At 31.0% G+C, this 22,447-nt stretch carries 18 protein-coding genes and 2 pseudogenes; 12 read left to right on the forward strand and 8 right to left on the reverse strand.

Translation table 11 applies throughout. The annotated features are described in order from the left end of the window. The 3 genes from ACJJVO_RS15300 to ACJJVO_RS15310 form a co-directional block, all read right to left on the reverse strand. Positions 1 to 1,401 carry an anthranilate synthase component I family protein gene (locus ACJJVO_RS15300; protein ID WP_405575678.1) on the reverse strand — a complete coding sequence of 467 codons (1,401 nt, stop codon included), beginning with the start codon at positions 1,399 to 1,401 and terminating at the stop codon, positions 1 to 3. Between the two features lie 290 nt (positions 1,402 to 1,691). Beyond that, positions 1,692 to 2,261, reverse strand: a complete 570-nt coding sequence (locus ACJJVO_RS15305; RefSeq protein ID WP_405575680.1) for a YceI family protein — start codon at positions 2,259 to 2,261, stop codon at positions 1,692 to 1,694. Positions 2,262 to 2,263: 2 nt separating this feature from the next. Further along, positions 2,264 to 2,722, reverse strand: coding sequence for a MarR family winged helix-turn-helix transcriptional regulator (locus ACJJVO_RS15310; protein WP_405575682.1), 459 nt, complete (start codon positions 2,720 to 2,722; stop codon positions 2,264 to 2,266). A 102-nt stretch (positions 2,723 to 2,824) separates the two neighbouring features. On the opposite strand from ACJJVO_RS15310, the gene ACJJVO_RS15315 reads away from it, so the two are divergent. The 6 genes from ACJJVO_RS15315 (at position 2,825) to ACJJVO_RS15340 (ending at position 7,929) form a co-directional block, all read left to right on the forward strand. After that, positions 2,825 to 3,295: a TlpA disulfide reductase family protein gene (locus ACJJVO_RS15315; protein WP_405575684.1), complete on the forward strand. Its 471-nt coding sequence runs from the start codon at positions 2,825 to 2,827 to the stop codon at positions 3,293 to 3,295. Between the two features lie 7 nt (positions 3,296 to 3,302). Next, positions 3,303 to 3,914, forward strand: a complete 612-nt coding sequence (locus ACJJVO_RS15320) for a thioredoxin family protein (protein ID WP_405575686.1) — start codon at positions 3,303 to 3,305, stop codon at positions 3,912 to 3,914. 134 nt (positions 3,915 to 4,048) lie between these two features. Next, positions 4,049 to 4,363: a rhodanese-like domain-containing protein gene (locus ACJJVO_RS15325; RefSeq protein WP_405575688.1), complete on the forward strand. Its 315-nt coding sequence runs from the start codon at positions 4,049 to 4,051 to the stop codon at positions 4,361 to 4,363. Positions 4,364 to 4,376: 13 nt separating this feature from the next. Then, positions 4,377 to 4,787 carry a rhodanese-like domain-containing protein gene (locus ACJJVO_RS15330; protein WP_405575690.1) on the forward strand — a complete coding sequence of 137 codons (411 nt, stop codon included), beginning with the start codon at positions 4,377 to 4,379 and terminating at the stop codon, positions 4,785 to 4,787. Positions 4,788 to 4,942: 155 nt separating this feature from the next. Next, a complete protein-coding gene (locus ACJJVO_RS15335) occupies positions 4,943 to 7,339 on the forward strand; it encodes a protein-disulfide reductase DsbD domain-containing protein (RefSeq protein WP_405575692.1) in 2,397 nt (798 codons plus the stop codon). Between the two features lie 161 nt (positions 7,340 to 7,500). Beyond that, a complete protein-coding gene (locus tag ACJJVO_RS15340; protein ID WP_405575694.1) occupies positions 7,501 to 7,929 on the forward strand; it encodes a peptidylprolyl isomerase in 429 nt (142 codons plus the stop codon). An 87-nt stretch (positions 7,930 to 8,016) separates the two neighbouring features. Here the strand turns inward: ACJJVO_RS15340 and ACJJVO_RS15345 are convergent, their stop codons facing one another. From ACJJVO_RS15345 to ACJJVO_RS15355, 3 genes and pseudogenes are all read right to left on the reverse strand, one after another. Then, positions 8,017 to 9,552 carry a sulfatase gene (locus ACJJVO_RS15345; protein ID WP_405575696.1) on the reverse strand — a complete coding sequence of 512 codons (1,536 nt, stop codon included), beginning with the start codon at positions 9,550 to 9,552 and terminating at the stop codon, positions 8,017 to 8,019. Positions 9,553 to 9,584: 32 nt separating this feature from the next. Continuing rightward, positions 9,585 to 10,090, reverse strand: a pseudogene (locus tag ACJJVO_RS15350) (DeoR/GlpR family DNA-binding transcription regulator). 36 nt (positions 10,091 to 10,126) lie between these two features. Then, positions 10,127 to 10,333: a DeoR family transcriptional regulator gene (locus tag ACJJVO_RS15355; protein WP_405575698.1), complete on the reverse strand. Its 207-nt coding sequence runs from the start codon at positions 10,331 to 10,333 to the stop codon at positions 10,127 to 10,129. 67 nt (positions 10,334 to 10,400) lie between these two features. Between ACJJVO_RS15355 and ACJJVO_RS15360 the strand changes: the two are divergent. The 6 genes and pseudogenes from ACJJVO_RS15360 to ACJJVO_RS15385 form a co-directional block, all read left to right on the forward strand. After that, positions 10,401 to 10,565: pseudogene (locus ACJJVO_RS15360) on the forward strand (aquaporin); the annotation flags it as partial. 28 nt (positions 10,566 to 10,593) lie between these two features. Further along, positions 10,594 to 13,455: a triple tyrosine motif-containing protein gene (locus tag ACJJVO_RS15365; protein ID WP_405575700.1), complete on the forward strand. Its 2,862-nt coding sequence runs from the start codon at positions 10,594 to 10,596 to the stop codon at positions 13,453 to 13,455. 382 nt (positions 13,456 to 13,837) lie between these two features. Next, positions 13,838 to 16,852 carry a SusC/RagA family TonB-linked outer membrane protein gene (locus ACJJVO_RS15370; protein ID WP_405575702.1) on the forward strand — a complete coding sequence of 1,005 codons (3,015 nt, stop codon included), beginning with the start codon at positions 13,838 to 13,840 and terminating at the stop codon, positions 16,850 to 16,852. 19 nt (positions 16,853 to 16,871) lie between these two features. Next, a complete protein-coding gene (locus tag ACJJVO_RS15375; protein ID WP_405575704.1) occupies positions 16,872 to 18,485 on the forward strand; it encodes a RagB/SusD family nutrient uptake outer membrane protein in 1,614 nt (537 codons plus the stop codon). 84 nt (positions 18,486 to 18,569) lie between these two features. Beyond that, a complete protein-coding gene (locus tag ACJJVO_RS15380; RefSeq protein WP_405575706.1) occupies positions 18,570 to 19,373 on the forward strand; it encodes a glycerophosphodiester phosphodiesterase family protein in 804 nt (267 codons plus the stop codon). A gap of 213 nt (positions 19,374 to 19,586) precedes the next feature. Further along, a complete protein-coding gene (locus ACJJVO_RS15385; RefSeq protein ID WP_405575708.1) occupies positions 19,587 to 20,420 on the forward strand; it encodes a universal stress protein in 834 nt (277 codons plus the stop codon). Positions 20,421 to 20,498: 78 nt separating this feature from the next. Here the strand turns inward: ACJJVO_RS15385 and ACJJVO_RS15390 are convergent, their stop codons facing one another. Both ACJJVO_RS15390 and ACJJVO_RS15395 read right to left on the reverse strand, forming a co-directional pair. Next, positions 20,499 to 20,948 (reverse strand): hypothetical protein, encoded by a 450-nt coding sequence (locus ACJJVO_RS15390; RefSeq protein ID WP_405575710.1) that lies wholly within the window; start codon positions 20,946 to 20,948, stop codon positions 20,499 to 20,501. Positions 20,949 to 21,073: 125 nt separating this feature from the next. Further along, on the reverse strand, positions 21,074 to 22,447 hold the full coding sequence (locus tag ACJJVO_RS15395) for an MBL fold metallo-hydrolase RNA specificity domain-containing protein (protein ID WP_405575712.1): 1,374 nt from the start codon (positions 22,445 to 22,447) through the stop codon (positions 21,074 to 21,076).

Raw genomic sequence — 22,447 nt, forward strand, 5'->3', positions numbered from 1 at the left:
TTAAATATCTTTTGCCAATTCAATAGCATTGGTTAAGGCTCCAAGTTTATTGTAAACCTCTTGTAATTCACTTTCAGGATTTGATTTAGCGACCAATCCGGCTCCTGCTTGCCAGAATAATTTATGATTCTGACTTAGAAATGTTCTAATCATAATAGCATGATTAAAATTGCCGTTAAAATCCATAAATCCAATAGCTCCACCATAATACCCTCTACTGGTTTTTTCGTATTTCTCTATCAGTTGCATCGCTTTATGCTTTGGAGCACCACTCAATGTACCTGCCGGAAATGTATCTGCAACCACTTGCATAGTATCTGTGTTTTTATGTATGGTTCCGGTTACTTTACTGACTAAATGAATCACGTGAGAGAAAAATTGAACTTCTCTGTAATTCTCTACTGTTACGTTGCTACCGTTTCTACTTAAGTCGTTTCGGGCTAAATCAACTAACATAACGTGTTCGCTATTCTCTTTATCGTCTTTTATTAATTCTTCAGCAAGTTCTGCATCCTTAAGGTCATTTCCACTTCGCTTAAATGTGCCTGCAATTGGGTGTATTTCTGCTTTTCCATCACTGACAACAAGTTGCGCTTCTGGCGAACTTCCAAATATTTTAAAATTCCCGTAGTCGAAATAAAACAGATAGGGTGAAGGGTTGATACTTCTTAGGGCTCTATATACATTAAATTCATCACCACTAAATTTTTGTGAAAATTGTTTTGATAATACCAATTGAAAGACGTCTCCTCTGCCACAGTGTTTTTTTGCTAATTCTACATGTTCTTTATATTCTTCATCGGTAAGATTAGATTCAATATCACCTTTGGTATTGAAGTCGTAAGAAGCATATTGTCTGGTCTGAATTAATTGTAGAATATCATCAATGTTATTTTCAGTATCAAAACAATGAGCAAAAATATAGGCTTCGTTTTTAAAATGATTTATGGCAATGATGTTTTGATAAACTGCATAGTACACATCTGGTATGTTTACTGAATTTTCTTTTTTTGAGATGTCTATATCTTCAAAATACTTTACAGCATCATAAGATGTGTAACCAAAAATACCATTATTTATAAACTTGAATTCTTCATTGGTATCTACTTTAAAACGTTGTGTGAATTTGTGAATTTCTTCAACGACACCTACAGTATCTACAAAATTAGATTTAGAACTACCATCAGGATAGGTTTGATAAATGGTATCTCCTTCTACTTTAATAGAAGCAATAGGATTACAGCAGATGTAGGAAAAACTATTATCATTGGCATGATAATCACTACTTTCTAACAGAATACTATTAGGGAATTTATCTCTAATCTTTAGATAGATGCTAACAGGTGTTATAGTGTCTGCTAAAATCTTTTTATAATGTGTGTATAAACTAAATGTTTTCATTGTTACTGAATTTATTTTCAGAATCTTATTAATACAAAAAAGGCTTGTCGTGAATGACAAGCCTTTTTTCTATATGATTACATACCAAGGATTATTTCACGAACATGAGTTTGAGAAATTCCACCACCAAATATGATTTGTTATTGTTTTCATTTGAATGTCAAATATAGAAATGAAAAGTTGGATTACAAATTAATTAAGATAAATTTAAAAAAAGATTCCTGTAAAAGTGAATTTTCACAAAAGCAGGAATCCTAATCTAAACGTTGTTATTAATAGTTATTAGGGTATTAAAACTCTAATGTTACATTTAAATCGAAGTTGTCATAAATCGCTTTGTCTTTTAAGTCATCAAAAAAGCTAGAAGAACCATATTTAATATCATATTCTGTTCTATCAACTTCTAAGTTGGCAGTTGCAATATTTTCTTTAACAGTCATTGAAAATTCAACAGCTTTAGTGGTTTCTTTAATTGTTAAGTTCGCTTTAATTTTATAAGAACCATCTTTTCCTGAAACGTTTATAAATTCTAGTTTAGCAGTAGGGAATTTTTCTACACCAAAGAAATCAGCAGATTTTAAATGGCCATCTAATTTCCCTTTGTATTCTCCTTCTAAATCTGTGCTGCTAATTGAAGTCATATCCATTATAAATGATCCACCTGTTAAAGTTTTATCATCAAAAGTTAACGTACCACTTTTTAAGTTTATGGTACCCTCATGCTGACCTGTTACTTTGTAACCTTTCCAGATAACTTTACTTTTTTCAATACTTACTTCTTTTTCTGTTAAAGCTGTAAATGACATTAGCGATACAGCTAAAATTAAAAGCATGCCGATTTTTGAATTTTTCTTTTTCATAATTATTTCTTTTTTAGTTTTATTAAAAGGGTGTTTAATTGCATTAACTCATCTTGAGTTAAGTTTTTTGTGATATTTTTTTCTGTATTATCTATTATTGGATCAATTGTTTCTAAAGCTTCTAAGCCTAAATTTGTTATTATAATTTCTACTTTTCTTCTGTTTGTTTTACAAATAGTACGTTTTACAAATTTTTTTTTAATCAACTTATCTACTAGTCGAGTGGTATTGCTCATTTTACTGATCATACGTTCTTGTATGTCTTGTAGATTAATGGCATTTCCTTTTTGACCTCTCAAAATTCTAAGAACATTAAATTGTTCTAAGGATAAATCATAAGGTTTAAGTTGTAATAAGAAATCATCTTTAATCCATATGCCTGTATGAAAAATGTTTATCACAGTCGCTTGTGGTAAAGATAAATTAGCTTTTGTTTTTAATATTTTATTTAACTCTTTCATATACAATAATTGTATATACAAATGTATATGTTTTATTATAACAAGAAATTAATGTTTTGTTAAAATTTTAGAGTTGAAGCTTTTGATCAATAAATTTATAGAATGAAACAAATGCTAGTTATCTTTTTAATTACAGTACTTACATATCAAAGCAATAAACTTGAGGTTTATGATTATGATGGTTTAGAGCCTTTAATAAATAAAAAAGATGATAAAGTGCATGTTGTAAATTTTTGGGCTACTTGGTGTGGACCATGTGTAAAAGAGTTGCCTTATTTTGAAGCTATTAACTATAAATATAAAAACGAGAATGTAGAAGTGCTTTTAGTGAGTTTAGATTTTCCTAGTAAATATGATTCTGCATTAAAGCCTTTTATAAAAAACAATAATTTAAAATCTAAGGTAGTTGCCTTAAATGACACGGATCAGAATCGTTGGATTCCGGCAATAAACGAAAATTGGTCTGGTGCCTTACCAGCTACTATTATTTATAACGGAGATAAAAGGCTATTTTATGAGCGCTCTTTTACAAAAGAAGAGTTAGAAAATGAACTAAAACAATTTTTAAATTAAAATGATTATGAAAAATGTAAAATTACTTGTTGTGATGGTGTTGTTATTTTCACTGTCTGCTTTTACAAACTATACCAATGATAAAGGTTATAAAATAGGTGATATTGCCACAGATTTTAATTTAGAAAATATAGATGGTAAGATGGTGTCTTTAGCAAATTACAAAAAAGCTAAGGGTTTTATAGTTGTGTTTACTTGCAATACTTGTCCTTATGCTGTGGCTTATGAAGATAGGATAGAGGCCTTAAATCAAAAATATGTAGATAAAGGATATCCGGTAATTGCTATAATGCCAAATAATACGGATGTTAAGCCAGGCGACAATATGGAAGCAATGCGAGAAAGAGCAAAAACTAAAGATTTTTCATTTCCTTATTTAATGGATAAAGATCAGCAGATTTATCCTCAGTATGGAGCAACTAAAACTCCCCATATTTATTTACTCCAAAAAACAGATAAAGGAAATGAGGTAAAATATATTGGAGCTATTGATGATAATTATCAAGATGCTGAGTCGGTAAAAGTAAAGTATGTAGAAGATGCTGTAGATGCGTTATTAGAAGGTAAGACTATTAAAGTTACAGAAACAAAAGCTATAGGTTGCTCTATAAAAGTATAGTCCTATGTATTATATGCTGAACTGAGTTCAGATTAAAAATGTTAAAAAATGACCCGTTGTGTAACACTTCGGGTTTTTTTTCGTCTATATGATAAGGAAATGTTAATTTTACAAAAAAAATAATAAGACAACATATGGCAGATTTATCGCAAGACGAATGGACAAAGCAACTTGAATCAGATAATAATTCAGTGATTTTAGATGTTAGAACACAAGATGAGGTTGATGAAGGTATGATTCCTAATGCTATAAATATAGATATTTATAAAGGTCAAGGTTTTGTATCTGAGCTAGAAGAGTTAGATAAAACCAAAAACTACTATGTGTATTGTAGATCTGGTGCTAGAAGTGGACAAGCCTGTGGAATAATGAATCAATTGGGTTTTAAAAACGCTTATAATTTAGTAGGTGGTTTTATGGCATGGCAAGGTGAGGTTGTACAGCAATAAAAAACTAATAATTATGAGAAAATTATTTATAATCTGTTGTCTTTCTATTGGGATAGGCTTAAGTACAAGTTGTGCAGATGGTACAACAGATTCTGATGACGTTAAATTAATAACAGCAGCAGAAATGCAGTCTATTTTAGAGATAGAAGAAGTGCAGTTAGTGGATGTGCGTACACCAAAGGAGCATGAAGAAATTCATATTGTAAACTCACAAAACATAGATTTTAAGTCTCCTACTTTTGATGATGATATTTCAAAATTAGATAAGAAAAAACCTGTTATTTTATATTGTAAATCTGGTAGAAGAAGCTCAAAGTGTGCTAAAAAGATGAAAGACGCAGGATTCGAAAAAATATATGATTTAGAAGGTGGTATTTCAAAGTGGAAACATTCCGATAAATTAAATATTAAAGTTAAATCGTAATTACTGATACATTCTTAATAAAAAAACCGAACATAATGTTCGGTTTTTTTATTGCCATAATTCATTTCTTAAACTCCTAAGGTTTTTATAAATTAGGCGTCTGTTAACTAAAAACAGAAACACATCTATTACATTTGTAAATTAACATGCTGTTTATGACTTTAAAAAAAGTACTCTTGCTATGTCTTTTGGCATTTTCTTTTTCTTTCAATTTAAATGCTCAAGTATTTGATCCTGTAAAATGGGAAACCAAAACTGAAAAAATTTCGGATACAGAATACGATTTAGTTTCTATTGCAACCATTGATGCTGGTTGGCATTTGTATTCTCAAGATGTGCCAGAGGGTGGTCCAATTGCTACAGGTTTTACTTATAAAACAAATAAAGGTGTTGAGCTAGTTGGTGAAACTTTAGAAGAAGATGGTCATGTAATTGATGACCCTGTTTTTGAAATGAAAATTAAATTTTTTGAAAACAAAGCAGAATTTAGACAGCGTATTAAGATTCTAAATAAAGAATTATCTATTGTTGAAGGAGAAGTGGAATTCATGGTCTGCGACGATGAAAAGTGCATGCCTCCAAATTTCATTGATCTTCAATTTAATTTAAAAGATGCTAAGCTAGTAAAAGAGGATTCTTCATCAACTACTTTGAATTTTGGTAACACTGAATCAAAAATATTCGAACCTGTTAAATGGGATACTTCAGTTGAAAAAATTAGCGATTTAGAATATATTCTTGTTTCTAAAGCGACTATAGATGAAGGTTGGAAGTTGTATTCGCAAAAAGTACCTGAAGGTGGTCCAATCCCAACAGGATTTGAATATGCAACTGATAATGGTGTTGAATTAATTGGAAGCACTATAGAAGAAAAAGGAAAAGAAGTTATGGATAAGGTCTTTGAGATGAAGATCAAATTCTTTAAGAATACTGCTGAGTTTAGACAGAAAATAAAAATTTCAGATATAAACATATCCAAAACTTCGTCTGAAGTTAGTTTTATGGCATGTAATGATGAACGTTGTTTAGCACCAACATATTTCGATTTAGAATTCGATTTAACTAAAAGCGTTGCTGTAAAAAAAAACGTAAATAATTCTGATTCTGAAAAAGAAGGAGAAAGTAAAGGACTCTGGTCTATCTTTTTTATTGCTTTTTTATCTGGTTTCGTAGCTTTGTTAACACCTTGTGTATTTCCAATGATACCAATGACGGTGAGTTTCTTTATAAAACAAAGTCAATCTAAAGCTAAAGGAATCCGAAATGCAATTATTTATGGGTTGTCAATTATAGTAATCTATGTTTTATTAGGTACAATTATAACCGCCATTTTTGGTGCAGATGCATTAAATGCTTTAGCCACCAATGTGTGGTTTAATCTCATTTTCTTTTTGTTATTAATTGTGTTTGCCATGTCATTTTTGGGTGCTTTCGAAATTGTTTTACCAAATTCTTGGGCAAATAAAGCCGACAGACAAGCAGATAGAGGAGGTCTTGTAGGGATCTTTTTTATGGCATTAGCATTGGCTATTGTATCTTTCTCATGTACAGGTCCTATAGTGGGAACTATTTTAGTAGAGGCAGCTTCTAAAGGTGGTGTTGCTCCAGTTATTGGTATGTTAGGTTTTTCATCTGCAATTGCATTACCATTTGCTTTATTTGCAGCTTTTCCTGGATGGTTAAATTCGCTACCAAAATCTGGTGGTTGGTTAAATACAGTAAAAGTAGTTTTAGGATTTTTAGAATTAGCCTTAGCATTTAAATTTTTATCTCAAGCGGACTTAGTATTGCAACTTCATTTTTTAGAAAGAGAAGTGTTTATTGCGATTTGGATAGCTGTATTTGGAGCATTAACATTATATCTTTTTGGAAAAATTCAATTACCACACGATTCCCCTTTAAATCATATTTCAGTAGGTCGATTAATGTTTGGTTTAATGACTCTAACATTTACTATTTATATGATTCCCGGACTTTGGGGAGCGCCTTTAAATTTAATAAGCGCATTTCCACCACCTTTAGATTATTCTGAATCACCTTATGGTGTCGGTAATGCAAAAGGAGGAAGTTCTGCAAGTCATTCAGATTTACCAGAAGGCGCACATTTATTAGCTCCTCACGACATTTTAGCCTTTAACGATTATGACCTAGGCTTGGCTTATGCTAAAAAGGTCGGTAAGCCTGTGATGTTAGATTTTACAGGTTGGGCTTGTGTAAATTGCCGTAAGATGGAACAAAATGTTTGGGTAGAACCTACTGTGTTATCCAAGTTGAAGAATGATGTTGTTTTAATTTCATTGTATGTAGATGAACAAATTGATTTTCCGGAAGGCGAAGCACCAGATTCAAAATTAAGACCAGGAAAAAAACTAAGAAATAAAGGGCAGAAGTGGAGCGAGATGCAGACTATTCGCTATAAAACAAATACGCAGCCATATTATGTGCTAATGGATCATAATGAAGTCAATCTAAATGAACCTGTAGCATATACACCCAATTATGAAGAATATAATAGTTGGTTAAAAGAAGGTATTAGTAATTTTAGCAACTAGATCTTTATCAATTGCATATATTACTCAGCTAAAATTGTTTTCTTTATTTTTTTAATCCAAGTTAAGTTTTTCTTAAATACTCAGGAAAGTTGAGTTATCATTCTTTATTCTCTGTTATAAATAATAAGTTTGCAACTTATTTAAAATGAAATCAGAAATTTATGAGTCAAGTAAAAGAAAATGATACGGTAAAAGTACATTATATAGGAAAATTAAAAAGCGGACAAATCTTCGATAGTTCTTTAGAGCGTGAGCCTTTAGAATTCACTTTAGGACAAGGTATGTTGATTCCTGGTTTTGAAAAAGCAGTTATCGATATGAAAGTGAATGATAAAAAAACTGTTGATATTCCTGTAGCTGAAGCTTATGGAGATGTTATTAAGGAATTATTTCATAAAGTTGAAAAAACACAATTGCCACCAGAAATGGAACCAGCAGTTGGTTTAGGTTTAGCATCTAGAGATGAAAAAGGAAATGAGCATCAGTTTAGAATTGTTGAGGTAAATGAAGATCATGTTATATTAGATGGAAACCATCCTTTGGCAGGTCAGGAACTAGTTTTTGAATTAGAATTAGTAGAGATAAAATAATTGAATTATCGCTTAAAGTAAAAACCTGTGAAATTAATTTCACAGGTTTTTTTATGTTTTAAAATTAGTATTAATTAAATGTGGTAATTAATGGTCTTCAAGGTCTTCGGTGCTCTGATTAGTTTCTTTTAATATGTTGGCATCACACCAAGCGTTGTAAGCTTCTTGTAATTCTTTTACTTTGTTAGGGAATTTTGAAGACAGGTCATTACGTTCTCCTGGATCAGCTTCAATATCAAATAACTTTATAGTTAAATCGTCTCTAATTGGAGCTAAATACTGTGCAGAAGGGTCGCTCTTCCAATGGTTTTCTTTGGCGTTGGTAATTTTCCATTTTCCTTTTCGTGCAGCCCATGTTTTTTGCCATTTCCAAACTAATAATCGTTCTTCATTTGGTTCAAATAAATCAATACCATCAATATTATTATCAGTAATTGTTATTCCTGCAACTTTAGCTAGTGTTGGTAAAATATCAGTAGCAGAGACATAACGATTCTCAATAGTGTTAGGTTCAATATTTCCAAGCCAACTTACAGCCATTGGGACACGTATACCTCCTTCCCATAGGGAATATTTTCCACCTGTTAAAGGTGCATTATTAGAGCCATTTAAAGGTGAGCCACCATTATCTGATATAAATACTATTAAGGTGTTTTTGTCTAGTTCAGTTTCTTTTAAAACATCTAAAACACGTCCAATATTATCATCTAAACAATTCAAATTAGCGAGGTAATATTTTCTTAAGTCGCTTGTGTTTATAGCACCAACTCTAGAGTATTTATCGTAGTAAGCCGAGTAGCTTCCTTCTTTATGGTTGCCGTAAGCCACTAAGCTGTCTGGATCGTAATTGGCGATTTCCTTTACATTATACTTATCCAAATATTTTTTTGGTACTTCGTGGATTAAATGATGCACAGAACTATATGCTAATGTTAAAAAGAAAGGTTTATCATGTTTTCGCTTTAGGTAGTCAATAGATTCATTTGTTAAGATATCGGTAAGGTAGCCTTCTTCATAACTTTTTTCACCCATATTATGCATCAATGGACCTAACAATGCACTAGTGCCATATGGATCTGGTGTACGATCTTTTATACTTTGTGAATTAGCCCAATAATCATGTGCATGAGCAGAAAACCCTAAGAATTCATCATAACCATGATTTAATGGGTATTCTCTAACGTCATTTTTATGAAAATTCTGGCCTAGATCGTTTTTACCAATACGCGCAGTGTGATAACCAGCTTCTTTAAGATATTCTGGAATTGTTTTTACATCATCTGGTAATCCTGGTCCCCAACTTGCTGGTTTGTCCCAACGAAATTGATTTTTTCCTGTGATAATACCAGCACGAGATGGGCTACAAACTGGTGCTGTGACATAAGCTTGTGTGAACACTTTACCAGATTTTCCTAAACGCTGAATATTTGGAGTAGACACAGTTTTATCGTGATTTTTAAAAGGTGTAAAATCAGCATAGCCTTGATCGTCAATAACAATTAAAAGAATATTTGGTTTTTCGCTTAGTGCTGTGTTTTTATCGATTGAAGTTTCGCTTTTCTTTTTTTCAGAATTGCAGGACAGCATTAAAGTAAAGGTCAACAAAATTAAAAGATGTTTCATAGAATAAATGCTTGTGTTATTCAATTTTAGAGTTAGTTAACAATGGTTACTTTTATCTCTTTTTCTTCCAGTTTTTTTCGTTTTATTTCAGAGATCCCTTTATCGGTAATTATTTTATTAACCTGAGAAAGGTCACATATTCTGGCAAAACTCTTTTTGCTAAATTTTGAAGAATCTGCTAGTATAATAACTTTTTGTGCAGCATTTTTTGATTGAGTTCAGCTTCTTCTAAATTTGTAGTTGAAAGGCTGTATTCTAAGTCAATCCCATCAACATCTAAAAATAATTTACTGCAAGATACATTTTTTAAAATGTATTCTGAGTAATTCCCGATAACTGAAGCTGAACTATGTCTTATATAACCACTAAGTTGAAGAATTTCAATATTCTTATCATTTAAAAGACGCAACACTACATGCAGAGAAGAAGTGATAACAGTTAATTTGTTTTTTGCTTTAATGTATTTAGAAAAGGCTTGAACGGTTGTTCCTGAGGTAATTAAAATAGAGTCGTTTTGTACAATGCGCGTAGCTGCCAATTGTGCAATGCCATTTTTCTCTTCAACAGAATTTTTTTATTTATCTAAATCGTTACGTTCATTTATGTAAGGGTTTTCTAATGAAGCGCCTCCGTGCGTTCTGTGTAATAACCCTTTTTGTTCTAAAAGCTTTAGGTCTTTTCTGATGGTTACTGCAGAAACATTTAGAATTTCACATAGTTCTAGAACTTTAAGGTGCTTTTCTTTGTCTAATTTGTCTAGTATGTCTTGGTGTCTCTTCATGCTTTGTTTTTTCAAAACTAATTTTTAGGAGTTTAGAGCTTAAGGTTAAGAAATATAGCAAAACGGAGGTTATGCTATTAATCCTGCAAGAGATTTAGGTCCAAGAATTATGCATGCTATTTTAGCTATAAAAAATAAAGCCAAAAGTGATTGGTCTTATGCTTAGATTCCAGTATTTAGACCATTGGTTGGTGGTGCTTTAGCAGCGTTATTGGTGCTTGTGTTATCATAGCTTGTACATGTAACATTTTACAGATCAAATGCCAATTCAGTTAGAATTGGCATTTTGCTTATTTTATAATGCCATTTATTTTTATTTTAAGAAGAAATGGTATAATATTATCTTTATGACACTGATGAAAAATATTCTATCCATATTAAGTTTGTTTTTAGTCTTGATTTTGCAAAGTCAAGAGTTGCCTCCAATTGAAACATTTACAACTTCAGATTATAATGGTGAGAATCAAAATTGGATGATTTCTCAGGATTCTAATAATTATATCTATGTTGCCAATAGCTTGGGTTTGCTTGAGTTTAATGGTTCAGAATGGATACCATATAGATCGCCAAATAATACTATTTTAAGGGCTGTAAAGGTTATTGGAGATAAAATTTATTCTGGTTGTTATGAGGAATTTGGTTATTGGGAACGTAATGAATTTGGTCAGTTAGATTATACGTCTCTAATACCAGAATTAGGAAATAAAATCTTGAATGATGATCAGATATGGAACATAATAAGCTATGATGATTGGGTGCTGTTTCAAGCAGGTCATGCTTTATATTTCTACAATAAAACATCAAAAAAATTTAAAACTATCATTTCTAAAAACATTATTTACAAAGTGTTTAATGTAAATAATAGAATTTATTATCATGTAGATAATGAAGGTATATATGTTTTAGAGGAGGGAAAGCCAAAATTAATGGTTAATGATAGTACTGTTTTGGAAGATAGAGTGATCGGTATTTTTCAAAATGAAGATAAACTAATTATGCTTTCTCGTAATTCTGGTTTTTTTGAACTATATGATAATAACATACAAGAATGGAATGTAGCTTCAAATGAAAGGCTTAAGGCGTTAAATGTTTTTAGTAGTATTCAATTAAAAGATGGAAGTTTTGTTTTAGGAACAATTTCTAATGGTTTGGTGAAAATAAATAGAAATGGAGAGATTGAATATGAAATAAATCAAAAGAAAGGTTTAGCTAATAATACGGTTCTTTCGTTATTTGAGGATAGAAAAAGCAATGTATGGACGGGTTTAGACAATGGTGTAAATTGTATAAATGTAAATTCGGCTATAAATACATTTATAGATTATAATGGTGATATTGGTACTGTTTATACCACTTTAATTTTTAATAATTTTCTTTATGTTGGTACAAATCAAGGGTTGTTTTATAGATCGTTAGATTCAAAAAATCAAGATTTTAAGTTTGTAAAAGGTACAGCAGGTCAGGTTTGGAGTTTATTTAATGACAATGATGGAAACTTGTTTTGCGGACATCATTTAGGAACATTTTTAATTGAAGAAGATCAGTCAAAAAGTATCAGTTCTATCTTAGGCGCCTGGAATTTTAAAACAGTGCCTAATCATAGCGAGCTTTTACTTCAAGGTAACTATGATGGTTTATATGTGCTTCAAAAAAAAGATAATTCTTGGGAGGTAAGAAACAAAATAGAAGGCTTTAAAAATTCATCACGTTTTTTTGAAATCAACGATATTAATCAAATTTTAGTTAATCATGAATATAAAGGAGTTTTTAGAATACAGTTAGACAGTACATTGCACAAGGTAATTGACATAAAGCCGCAGTCTGAATTAGCTTTAGGGAAAAACTCAGGATTAATTACTTATAAAGATCAAATTATATATACTTCTGAAGATGGTGTATTTAATTACATTAAAAGTGAAGAAAAATTTGAAAAAGACGTTGCCTTAAGTGAGAAGGTTTCACCATATAAATCTGTAAAAATGGTTGTAGATCAGACAGGGAAATTATGGTTGTTTTCAGAACATAATATTAGTTATATAGATAATGATAATCTCACAAATCAACTAGAGATAACAACCATTTCAATTCCGGCGAGTCTAAGAAATGGAGTACTAGGTTTTGAGAACATTCAGCATATTGAAAAAGAAAAATATGTTATAGGTACGTCTAATGGTTACTTAACTATGGATTTATCTCAACTACAGAATACATCTGAATATGCTATTCATTTAAATTCAGCAAAAATTATAGACTTTAATGATAACATTACAGATTTACCAATTAGGGTTGAAGGTGATTTTAAGCACAAAGAAGGCTTGTTAGTTTTTGATTATTCCGTGCCAGAATATAATAAGTTTCTAGATGTTAATTATCAGTACAAATTAAAGGGGAAAATGGATCGATGGAGTGCTTGGTCAAAACAATCAAGTATTCAGTTTGAAAATCTATCTTTTGGAGATTATACCTTAGAGGTTAGAGCTAAAGTTGGTAATAAAGTAACCGAAAACAACGTTAATTATCATTTTAATATTAATAGACCATGGTATTTCTCTAATGTAGCTATTTTATTTTATGTATTACTACTTGTGATTATTGGGTTATTAATTCATAGAGCTTATAAGTTTTATTACGAACGGATCTTAAAGCACGAGCATATAAAAAGTGAGCGCGCTTTTATTCAAATTAAAAATGAAAAACTAAATCAAGATATAGAAGGTAAAAATAGAGAGTTGGCCATTTCTACAATGAGCATTATAAAGAAAAATGAGCTGCTTCGTAAGATTAAGAAAGAGTTAAAAACAACAAAAAACAAAGAAGATGTTGCAAGTGCTATAAATCTAATTGATACTAATTTAAATAACAATAAAGACTGGAAATTCTTTAAAGAGGCTTTTAATAATGCAGATAAAGATTTTATGGATAAAATAAAGGCTGCACATCCTGACTTAACACCTAATGATTTAAAGTTTTGTGCCTATTTAAGGTTGAATTTGTCTTCTAAAGAAATGGCACCATTACTTAACATATCTATTAAAAGTGTCGAAACAAAACGTTATCGCTTACGCAAAAGATTACAATTACATCATGATGATTCATTAGTTAATTATATCTTAAAATTCTAACACCTCGACATCCTTCTGTTTTACCACGACTTTACCACGACAGATGCTGTAACACCCCTAAATTAGGGCTTTTTTTTGCGAATTATGCAATTCATTAGAAGTATAGTGTTTGTAGTGTTTACCGTTGTTTTTTTTACACTACAATTTATTAAATTTTACGATGTTGGTTTTTTATCGAGGTGATAATTATCATATTAACAATTTGTTAGGATTAAATTTACAATAACTTAAAATTGCAGAGGCTTAAGTGAAATTAAGTATTCTATAATTTTGGTGACTAAATAAATAATTAATCAAACCAATATTTATGAAATTAAAATTTCAAAGATCAAGAATTGAAATATTCTTTTGTCTTTTTTTATTGTGTAGTTCGTTCGCCCTCATGGCTCAAACCACAATGAAAGGAAAAGTGCTTTCTGGCTCAGACAATATGCCTTTACCAGGTGCGTCTGTTATTGAAAAAGGAACAACCAACGGAACGCAAACAGATTTTGATGGTGCATTTGCTCTAAATGTATCAAGCGAGTCTTCTGTAATCGTTGTCTCTTATGTGGGATTTAAAACAAAAGAGGTTGCGTATAAAGCAGGTGACATCATTGTTATTTTAGAAGACGACAACGCTTTATCAGAAGTGGTAGTAGTAGGTTATGGTACACAGAAGAAAAGTGATATTGTAAATGCTGTTGCAACTACAGATTTAGATAAGGCAACATTGTCACCTACATCTGATGTTAATGAAATGTTACGTGGTAGAATAGCTGGTTTACAAGTAGACGTAGGAGGAGGAACATTAAGACCAGGTGGAACTTCAGAAATTCTATTTAGAGGTAGAGGTTCTATTGAAGGTAATACTAGTGCTATTTACGTTGTAGATGGTATTGTTAGAGAAGGTGGTATTGAAGATATTGATGCAGATGATATACAGTCTGTAGAATTTTTAAAAGATGCTTCGGCTCAAGCTATTTATGGTACTAGAGGCGCTAATGGTGTTGTTTTAGTTACAACTAAAAGAGGAAAAGCAGGTAGTTTAAGTGTTAGTTATCATGGTTTTTTAACAACAAAAAAGATTGAACGAAATTTTGATGTTTATAGTGGTCAAGAATTTGCGCAGTTAAGAAGAGAAGCTGTGAGATCTACAAGATTTGATGATAGTTATGCAGATGATGTTATTGATAATGTATTCACAGCAATTGAATTAGATAATATTAATAATAATCGTTTTGTAGATTGGGAAGATGAGTTAATGAGAAATGGTGTAGTAAATAGCCAATCTATTAGTATCAGTGGTGGTACAGATATGACTAAGGTTTTTGGTAGTCTTAATTACTTTAAAGAGGATGGTATAATACCAACTTCTAATTATACTAGAAAAACATTTCGTTTAAATGTAGATCAAAAGATTTCTGATAAGTTTTCAGTAAACTTTGACCTGAATTTTTTAAATGACGATACTGATAGAGCTGCTAATGTAAATGTAATTACAACATCTCCTTTAGGAAGTGCTTACAATGATGATGGAAGTATTACAAGGTTTCCAAGTGGTGAAGAATTATCTGCTGTAAATCCATTATGGAATCTTCGTGAGCAAAATAATGAAGAAAAAGGAAATGACTTTGTGGTTAACATAACTCCTATTTGGCAAATCACAAATGATTTACAATACCAATTAAAAGCTAACTTTAGTAGAAAAACATCTGAAAGAGGTCAGTATTTATCTTCATTAAGTTCTGCAGGTGATGATGTAAGAGGTATTGCAAGAATTGAAAATCAATTAACAGAAGGTTATTTAGTAGAAAACATTTTAACTTACGATAAGACTTTAGGTGATAAACATAAAGTTAATGCGACGTTAGTTCAGTCAATTCAAGAGCATAGATATAGTCGTACATTTACTGAAGGACAAGGTTTTGGTAGTGATGATCTTGGTTATGAAGGTATAGATTATGCTATTGGTAATATTACTGTAGACAGAAGTGAATCCCCATTTAATTTAGCTTCATTTATGGCTAGGGTTCGTTATGGTTTTATGGATAAGTACTTGTTTACTGGTACTGTAAGAGGTGATGCTTCTTCTACACTTGGTGAAGGGAAAAATGGTGATGATAAAAAATGGATTTGGAATCCAGCAGGATCTTTTGCATGGAAAATTCATAATGAAAGTTTTTTAGAAGATGTTAATTCTATACAAGAATTAAAATTTAGAGCGAGTTATGGTTCTTTAGCTAATGCACCAAGTGGTCCTTTTAGATCTTTGTTTTTAGCACAAGGTGAACCATATATATTTGATGGAGAAACGGCATCAGGAAATTCGCCTTCAACCATTTTACCTAATCCAGATTTAAAATTTGAGAGAATAACAACGTTAAACTTTGGTTTAGATTTCTCAATATTAAATAGAACATTTGTAGGTAATATTAACTGGTACGATGCTAGAACTAATGATTTGTTATTAAAAAGAGGAGTACCTTCTACAACAGGTTATTCATTTTCTTATTTTAATGCAGGTGAAATGCAAAATACAGGTTTAGAATTAGGTTTAACTGCTAATATCATTAATACCGATGATTTAAAATGGTCTGTATCTACTAACTGGTCTAATAACAAAAATGAAATATTAGAACTATATAATGATGGTGAAGGTAATGCTGTTACTGAGGATAATACATATAATTACTATGTAGGGCAACCAGTGGGAGTTATTTACCAATATGAGTTTGATGGTATTTGGCAAGAAGGTGAAGATTTTGCAGGTTCTGCTCAAGCAGATCCAGAATCAGCATTACCGCAACCAGATTTAAGAGCAGGTGATATTAAAATTAAGGATGTTAATAGTGTAGATGAAGATGGAAATGTAACCAAGGGTCCAGATGGTAAAATTACTCAAGAAGATCGTGTTTTTATAGATCCTAATCCAGATTGGTTTGGGTCATTATCTACAACTATAGAATATAAAGGATTCGATTTACTTTTAGATTTCTATATTGTTGAAGGAGCTACAAAAGTGAATCCATTTTTAAATAGTTACAATAATGGTGGAACATTACAAGGTAAATTAAATGGTGTTAAAGTAGATTATTACACCCCAGAGAATCCATCAAATTCATTTCCAAGACCAAATTTTGAAGCACCAGATCAGTATTTAAATTCTTTAGCAGTAAAAGATGCCTCTTATGTAAGATTAAGAACAGTAAGTTTAGGGTATACGTTATCTGATAATATAGTTTCTAAATTTAATTTCGATCAGATTAGATTTTATGTAACTGCAACTAATGTGTTTACAGATACAGATTATATAGGTTATAGTCCTGAAGTAAATATTAGAGATACTTTTTCTAGTGCAGATACAGGTTATCCAGATGCAAAGTCATTCACATTTGGTGTAAGAGTTAAATTTTAATTAAAAAAAGAATAATATTATGAAAACGAAGTTTTTTTATTCAAAAATAAAGGGGAGTCTGCTTCTATGTATGGCGTTACTCTTCGTAGTGACTTCTTGTGAAGATTACTTAAAAGAGGAGCCTAGTACATTTATTGATGCAGATTACATTTTTACTACTGAGGAAGGTTTAAAGTCTGGTGTGGTAGCTTTATATAAATTTGAAAGAGACCGTTATGATAACAGTACTGAAGATTTTATGGGATCAGTACTAATGTCATCTAGAAGTGATTTGGTTTTTTCGAGATCTGGTTACACAGGTTTAATGGGACGTTACGAAAGAGGTACTTCTCCAGTAGATCAAGGCTCTAACTTTGCATCGACATTATTTTGGAAGCATTTCTATAATATGACTAATAAAGCAACTGCTATTATTAACGCTGCTGATGAAATAGAAGGCATCGATGAAGATGCAAGAAAGAAAGTATTAGCTGAAGCTAAATATTTTAGAGCACATTCTTATTTTTATTTATACAGAATGTATAATAATATATTTGTAACTACAGAAACGGTTACAGTAGACAATGCATTTAATGTAGTAAACGATAGGTCAACTGATGCAGAAATATTTGGACTTATTAATAGTGATCTTGATTACGCTATTGAAAATTTAGATTGGATAGATACTTTTGGGCGTGTTACTAAAGGTACAGCAAAACATGTGAAAGCAAAAGTGGCTATGTGGCAAGGTGATTGGACAGAAGCTAAAAATCAAGCGTTAGATGTTATAGAAGGACCTGGTTCACCTCACAGTTTAGTGTCTAGTACGGCAGATGTTTTTGCAGGTGATAGAAATAATTCAGAAGCTTTATTCGTAATTCAATCTCAAGACGATGTACTTGGTGGTGGTAATACAACTATGATGAATGCAAATTATGTGACGCAATATTTTAATATTTCTGGTATAGAATCTAATAATGAGCAAGGAGGTCGAGGCTTTTCTAGAATTTTACCAAACCTATATTTGTTAAACCTTATAGCTGAGGATCCAAATGACACAAGAGATGATGACACTTACTTTAGGTTGAAATATTATTATACTTCAGGTGACCGAATTGGAGAGGAAGTAGATAATTATGCGCCTATTACAGATTTAAACAATCCAAGTAGTAATTATGCAACATATTACCAAAGGATGCATCCATCATGTATTAAGTTTTCACAAGAGGATGGTAATGCAGATTCTTATTTAATAAGAGGTAATGTAATGGTTTATAGATTAGCCGAGACGTATTTAATAGCAGCAGAAGCTATTATGAGATCTTCAGGAGATCCATTACCTTATATTAATGCTGTAAGAACTAGAGCAGGTGCTGCACCAGTGACTAGTGTAAATCAACAAACTATTTTAGACGAGCGTGCAAGAGAGTTAGCTTTTGAAGGGCAACGTTGGTTTACCTTAAAAAGAATGGGCCAAGATGTAATTGATTTTCAAATAACAAATTATGCAGGTGACGGAGAATATTTCCCTGCAAATTTAGGTTCTAAAGATCCTAGAGAAAATTGGCAATCATATTATATCAACTGGCCAATTGCTCAAAGAGATTTAGATTTGTTAGGCCCAGATTATCCTCAGAATAATGGATATAATTAATTGTAAGAGTTAGTTTTTTTATATGCAAAATGGGCAAGTTCTCTTGCCCTTTTGTTTTTTATTTTGCCTTTAATATATTTACCTATGCGTTACTTAATTATTTTATTTATGTGTATTGGATTGGCGTCATGCAATTCAAATTCAAAAAAATCAGAAATTGTTTTTGCTGATAATCCAGTAATTGCGCACAGAGGTGCGTGGAAAGCTAAAGGCTTACCAAAAAATTCTATAGCAGCTTTAAAAGAAGCTATACACCAAAAATGTACTGGCTCAGAATTTGATGTTCGAATGACCTCAGATGAAGTACTAATCGTTACTCACGATGCAGATTTCGGAGGTTTAGATATTGAATCTTCTACTTACAAAGAGCTAGCAAAACACAAATTATCTAATGGAGAAACACTACCAACTTTAAACGATTTTATTTTAGCAGGTATAACTGATAATACATCAACGGGTTTAGTTTGTGAAATAAAGTCTTCAAAAATAGAGGGTCGTAATATACGTATTGCAGATAAGGCTGTGGCAACAGTAAAAGAGCTAAAAGCGGAAGCTTATATCGCTTACTATATTAGTTTTAGTTACGACGTTGTAAAACACATTAAAAAAATTGATCCTAATTCTAAAGTCTTATATCTCGATGGTTCTAAATCTCCAGGTGAATTAAAAAATGATAATATAAACGGTTTAGATTATTTAGTATGGAAACTAAAGCAGAAACCAGAATGGATTAAGGAAGCCAAAGATTTAGGTCTTAAATTAAACGCATGGACAGCAAATAAGCAAGAAGATATTGATTGGTTATTAAGCAACAATTTTGATTATATTACTACTGATGAACCAGAATTGACTTTTGAAAGATTTAAAACATCGTCAGCTAACCAGTAATTTATTTGAATTTTTACGGTTAATAGTTTAATGATTGAATAGGGTGGCGTGTGAATAACATAGAGAATAATTTCTAAAACAAAGTGTGAAAAAAAAATCATAGTCATTAATGAAAAACAAAATTTTGTTTTTTAATTAAAGCATGAAAAAGTGTATGATTTTAATCATTTTGAGACTCATTGATTTTGGTTAATTTTATACAAATCAAAAACGATGAAACAGATTCTCTTACTCACAGATTTCTCTAAAAATTCTCTAAACGCCATACATTATGCTTTAAATTTATTTAAAGAAGATAATTGTAACTTCTATATTTTACATGTAGAAAATTCTAAGGCATATATAAGTGATGACTTAGTAATGGGAGGAGGTCAAAGTATTTATGATTCTATTGTCAAAAAATCTAAAAATAGATTATTAGAACTCATAGATCACCTTAAGTCTGAGTTTCATAATGCCAAATTTACGTTTCAAGAAATCATAGATTTTGATGGTTTAACGGAAGCCATAAACCAAGTTACAACATCTAACCATATCGATTTAATCGTTATGGGAAGCAATGGAGTAACTGGAGCAAAAGAGATTGTTTTTGGTAGTAATACCATCAATGTTATCAGAAACGTGTATTGCCCAACTTTAATTGTTCCTGAGGGATTTTCATATATAAAACCATTAGAGGTATTATTACCTTTAGATTTAGATGATACATTAAATAGCAATGCATTTTCAGAACTGCTAAAGTTTACCGAAAGGTTCAGTGATAAATTACATTTGTTAAGAATGATTCCTAGTGATGAGGTTTCTCAAGAATTAGAAAATGACACAAAGTATATTGGTGCTTTTATAAAAGGTTTAGATTATGCTTATCATGTTATTGAAGAGGTGCCTATGGATTATACGGTAAGTTGTTACACGCAAACTCATCCTATTACCTTAACCGCATTATTGGTTCAGAAAGAACGTTTTTTTGAACGTTTTTTTACAAGTTCTTCCACCTCTAAAATAAGTAATAAGTTGAGAGTGCCTTTATTAGTCTTTCATTCTTAAATGTACAATCAATAATTTTAGACATAGAAATTCAAATCAAATCTAATTAATAGACATGTTTAAATAATAGCATTTATATTATTTGTTGTCTAACAAATGATTCCTTTTGTCTTCTTTTTTAATATTTTTTATAATATCAAAAAGTTGAGTTTTTAGGTTTCTATAATTAGTTTGAAATTCTTTAATTTCACTAACTAAGCCTTTATGCGAATCTCTATATGCCTTTTCTTCTTTAAGTTGATTAACACCATCTACAATGATCTGAAGCTCATTTTCGTGAACCTTTATGGCTTCAATCAATAAATTATTTCGCTTTTGAGATCTATTGAGTACATCGATAACTTCTATGTTGTCTGAAAATTTTTCAGGTTCAATGAGCTGTAGTGTATAAGATTTAATTAAATCTTCAAAAAAAAGATGTTCATCTCTAATAAATAGTAACTCTGAGAGCCATTCTTTAGATGCTTCATGCATTTCTTCTGCACTTAGCCATTCTACATATTTTGAATTTGTTTGTGTTGTTTTCATGATATTAGGATTTAAGTGATAACGAAGATTAAAATAAGGTTATGCTGCTTATTTAATTCTCTTAGACTAAAAATATAAATAACCACTATATTTTGAAATGATATAGGTCATTTTTTCAAACGCTTTTAAAGCACTATTTTTTCTACATCTGTAATTTTAGGGATGGTAACATTCCAATGATATGTGTCTTTTATTTTTACTCTAAAAGCATCTAAAGCTGCTGGTTCACCATGAATTAAATATACATTTTCGGGTATATTTTTAATGTTGCTCATCCAATTAATTAAATCATGTTGATCTGCATGTGCAGATAAACTTGCTATGTTTTTAATTGTAGCTTTTACAGGATAATATTTTCCAAAAAATCGAATTTCGTGCACGCCATCTTGTAATTGTCTACCACGTGTGCCTTCTGCTTGGTAGCCTACTAATAATACCGTTGTAGAAGGTTCGTCTATAAGTTGTTTTAAATACGTGAGTACACGTCCTCCGGTGACCATTCCGCTACCAGCAATAATAATTTTAGAGCGATTATCATCAATGGTTTCCCAGGTTTCTTTATAAGATGCTACAATGTTTACATGTTTGCACATGGCATTATAATCTTCATCAGATAATTTATGCCATTTTGGAAAACGTTTAAATACACTTAATACATTATTGCCCATAGGACTATCAACAAAAACAGGTATGTTAGGAATTTTGTTTTTTTTGTACAACTGCCATAAAATATACATTAAGGTTTGTAAACGTTCTACAGCAAAACTAGGAATGATTAAGTTTCCTTTTTTTTCTAAGGTTTCAAGAATTATGTCAGTTAATATACCTTCAACATCTTCTTTTGGGTGTAGTTTATCTCCATAGGTACTTTCTATAAATAGAAAATCTGCCCATTCTGGTCGTTTTGGATCATTAAGTAAATAATCATTAGATCTGCCAATATCTCCCGAAAACACAAAGCGTTTACTATTAATGTCTAATTCAATAAATGTAGCACCAATAATATGGCCATTATATTGAAATCTATATGAAATATGTTCAGACAGTATTATCCATTTATCTGGTAATTGCGCCTCAAATAATGCTATTGTTTTTTCTGCTTCTTTTACAGTGTAGAAAGGAAGTGCTGGGTTGTGCTTGCTATACTTTTCTTTATTAGCTTTTTCAGCTTCTTCTTCATGTATTTTTGCACTATCTTTTAGTATTATTTCAGCAATAGCAAGTGTTGGTGCTGTTCCTATTATTTTACCACTGAAACCTTGTTTTAATAATCTTGGTAAGTAACCAACATGGTCTAAATGGCCATGTGTTAATAAAACCACATCAATAGATGAAACATCTACAGGAAGATCACTCCAGTTGAGTTCGCGTAGTTCTTTTAAACCCTGAAACATTCCACAATCTATAAGAATGTTTTTTTCTGAAGTTTCAATAAGAAACTTGGAACCTGTAACCACACCAGAAGCTCCTAAGAAATTTATTTTTGCGAAATTTTCCAT

The sequence above is a fragment of the Winogradskyella sp. Asnod2-B02-A genome (assembly GCF_045063645.1).
Lineage (GTDB): Bacteria > Bacteroidota > Bacteroidia > Flavobacteriales > Flavobacteriaceae > Winogradskyella.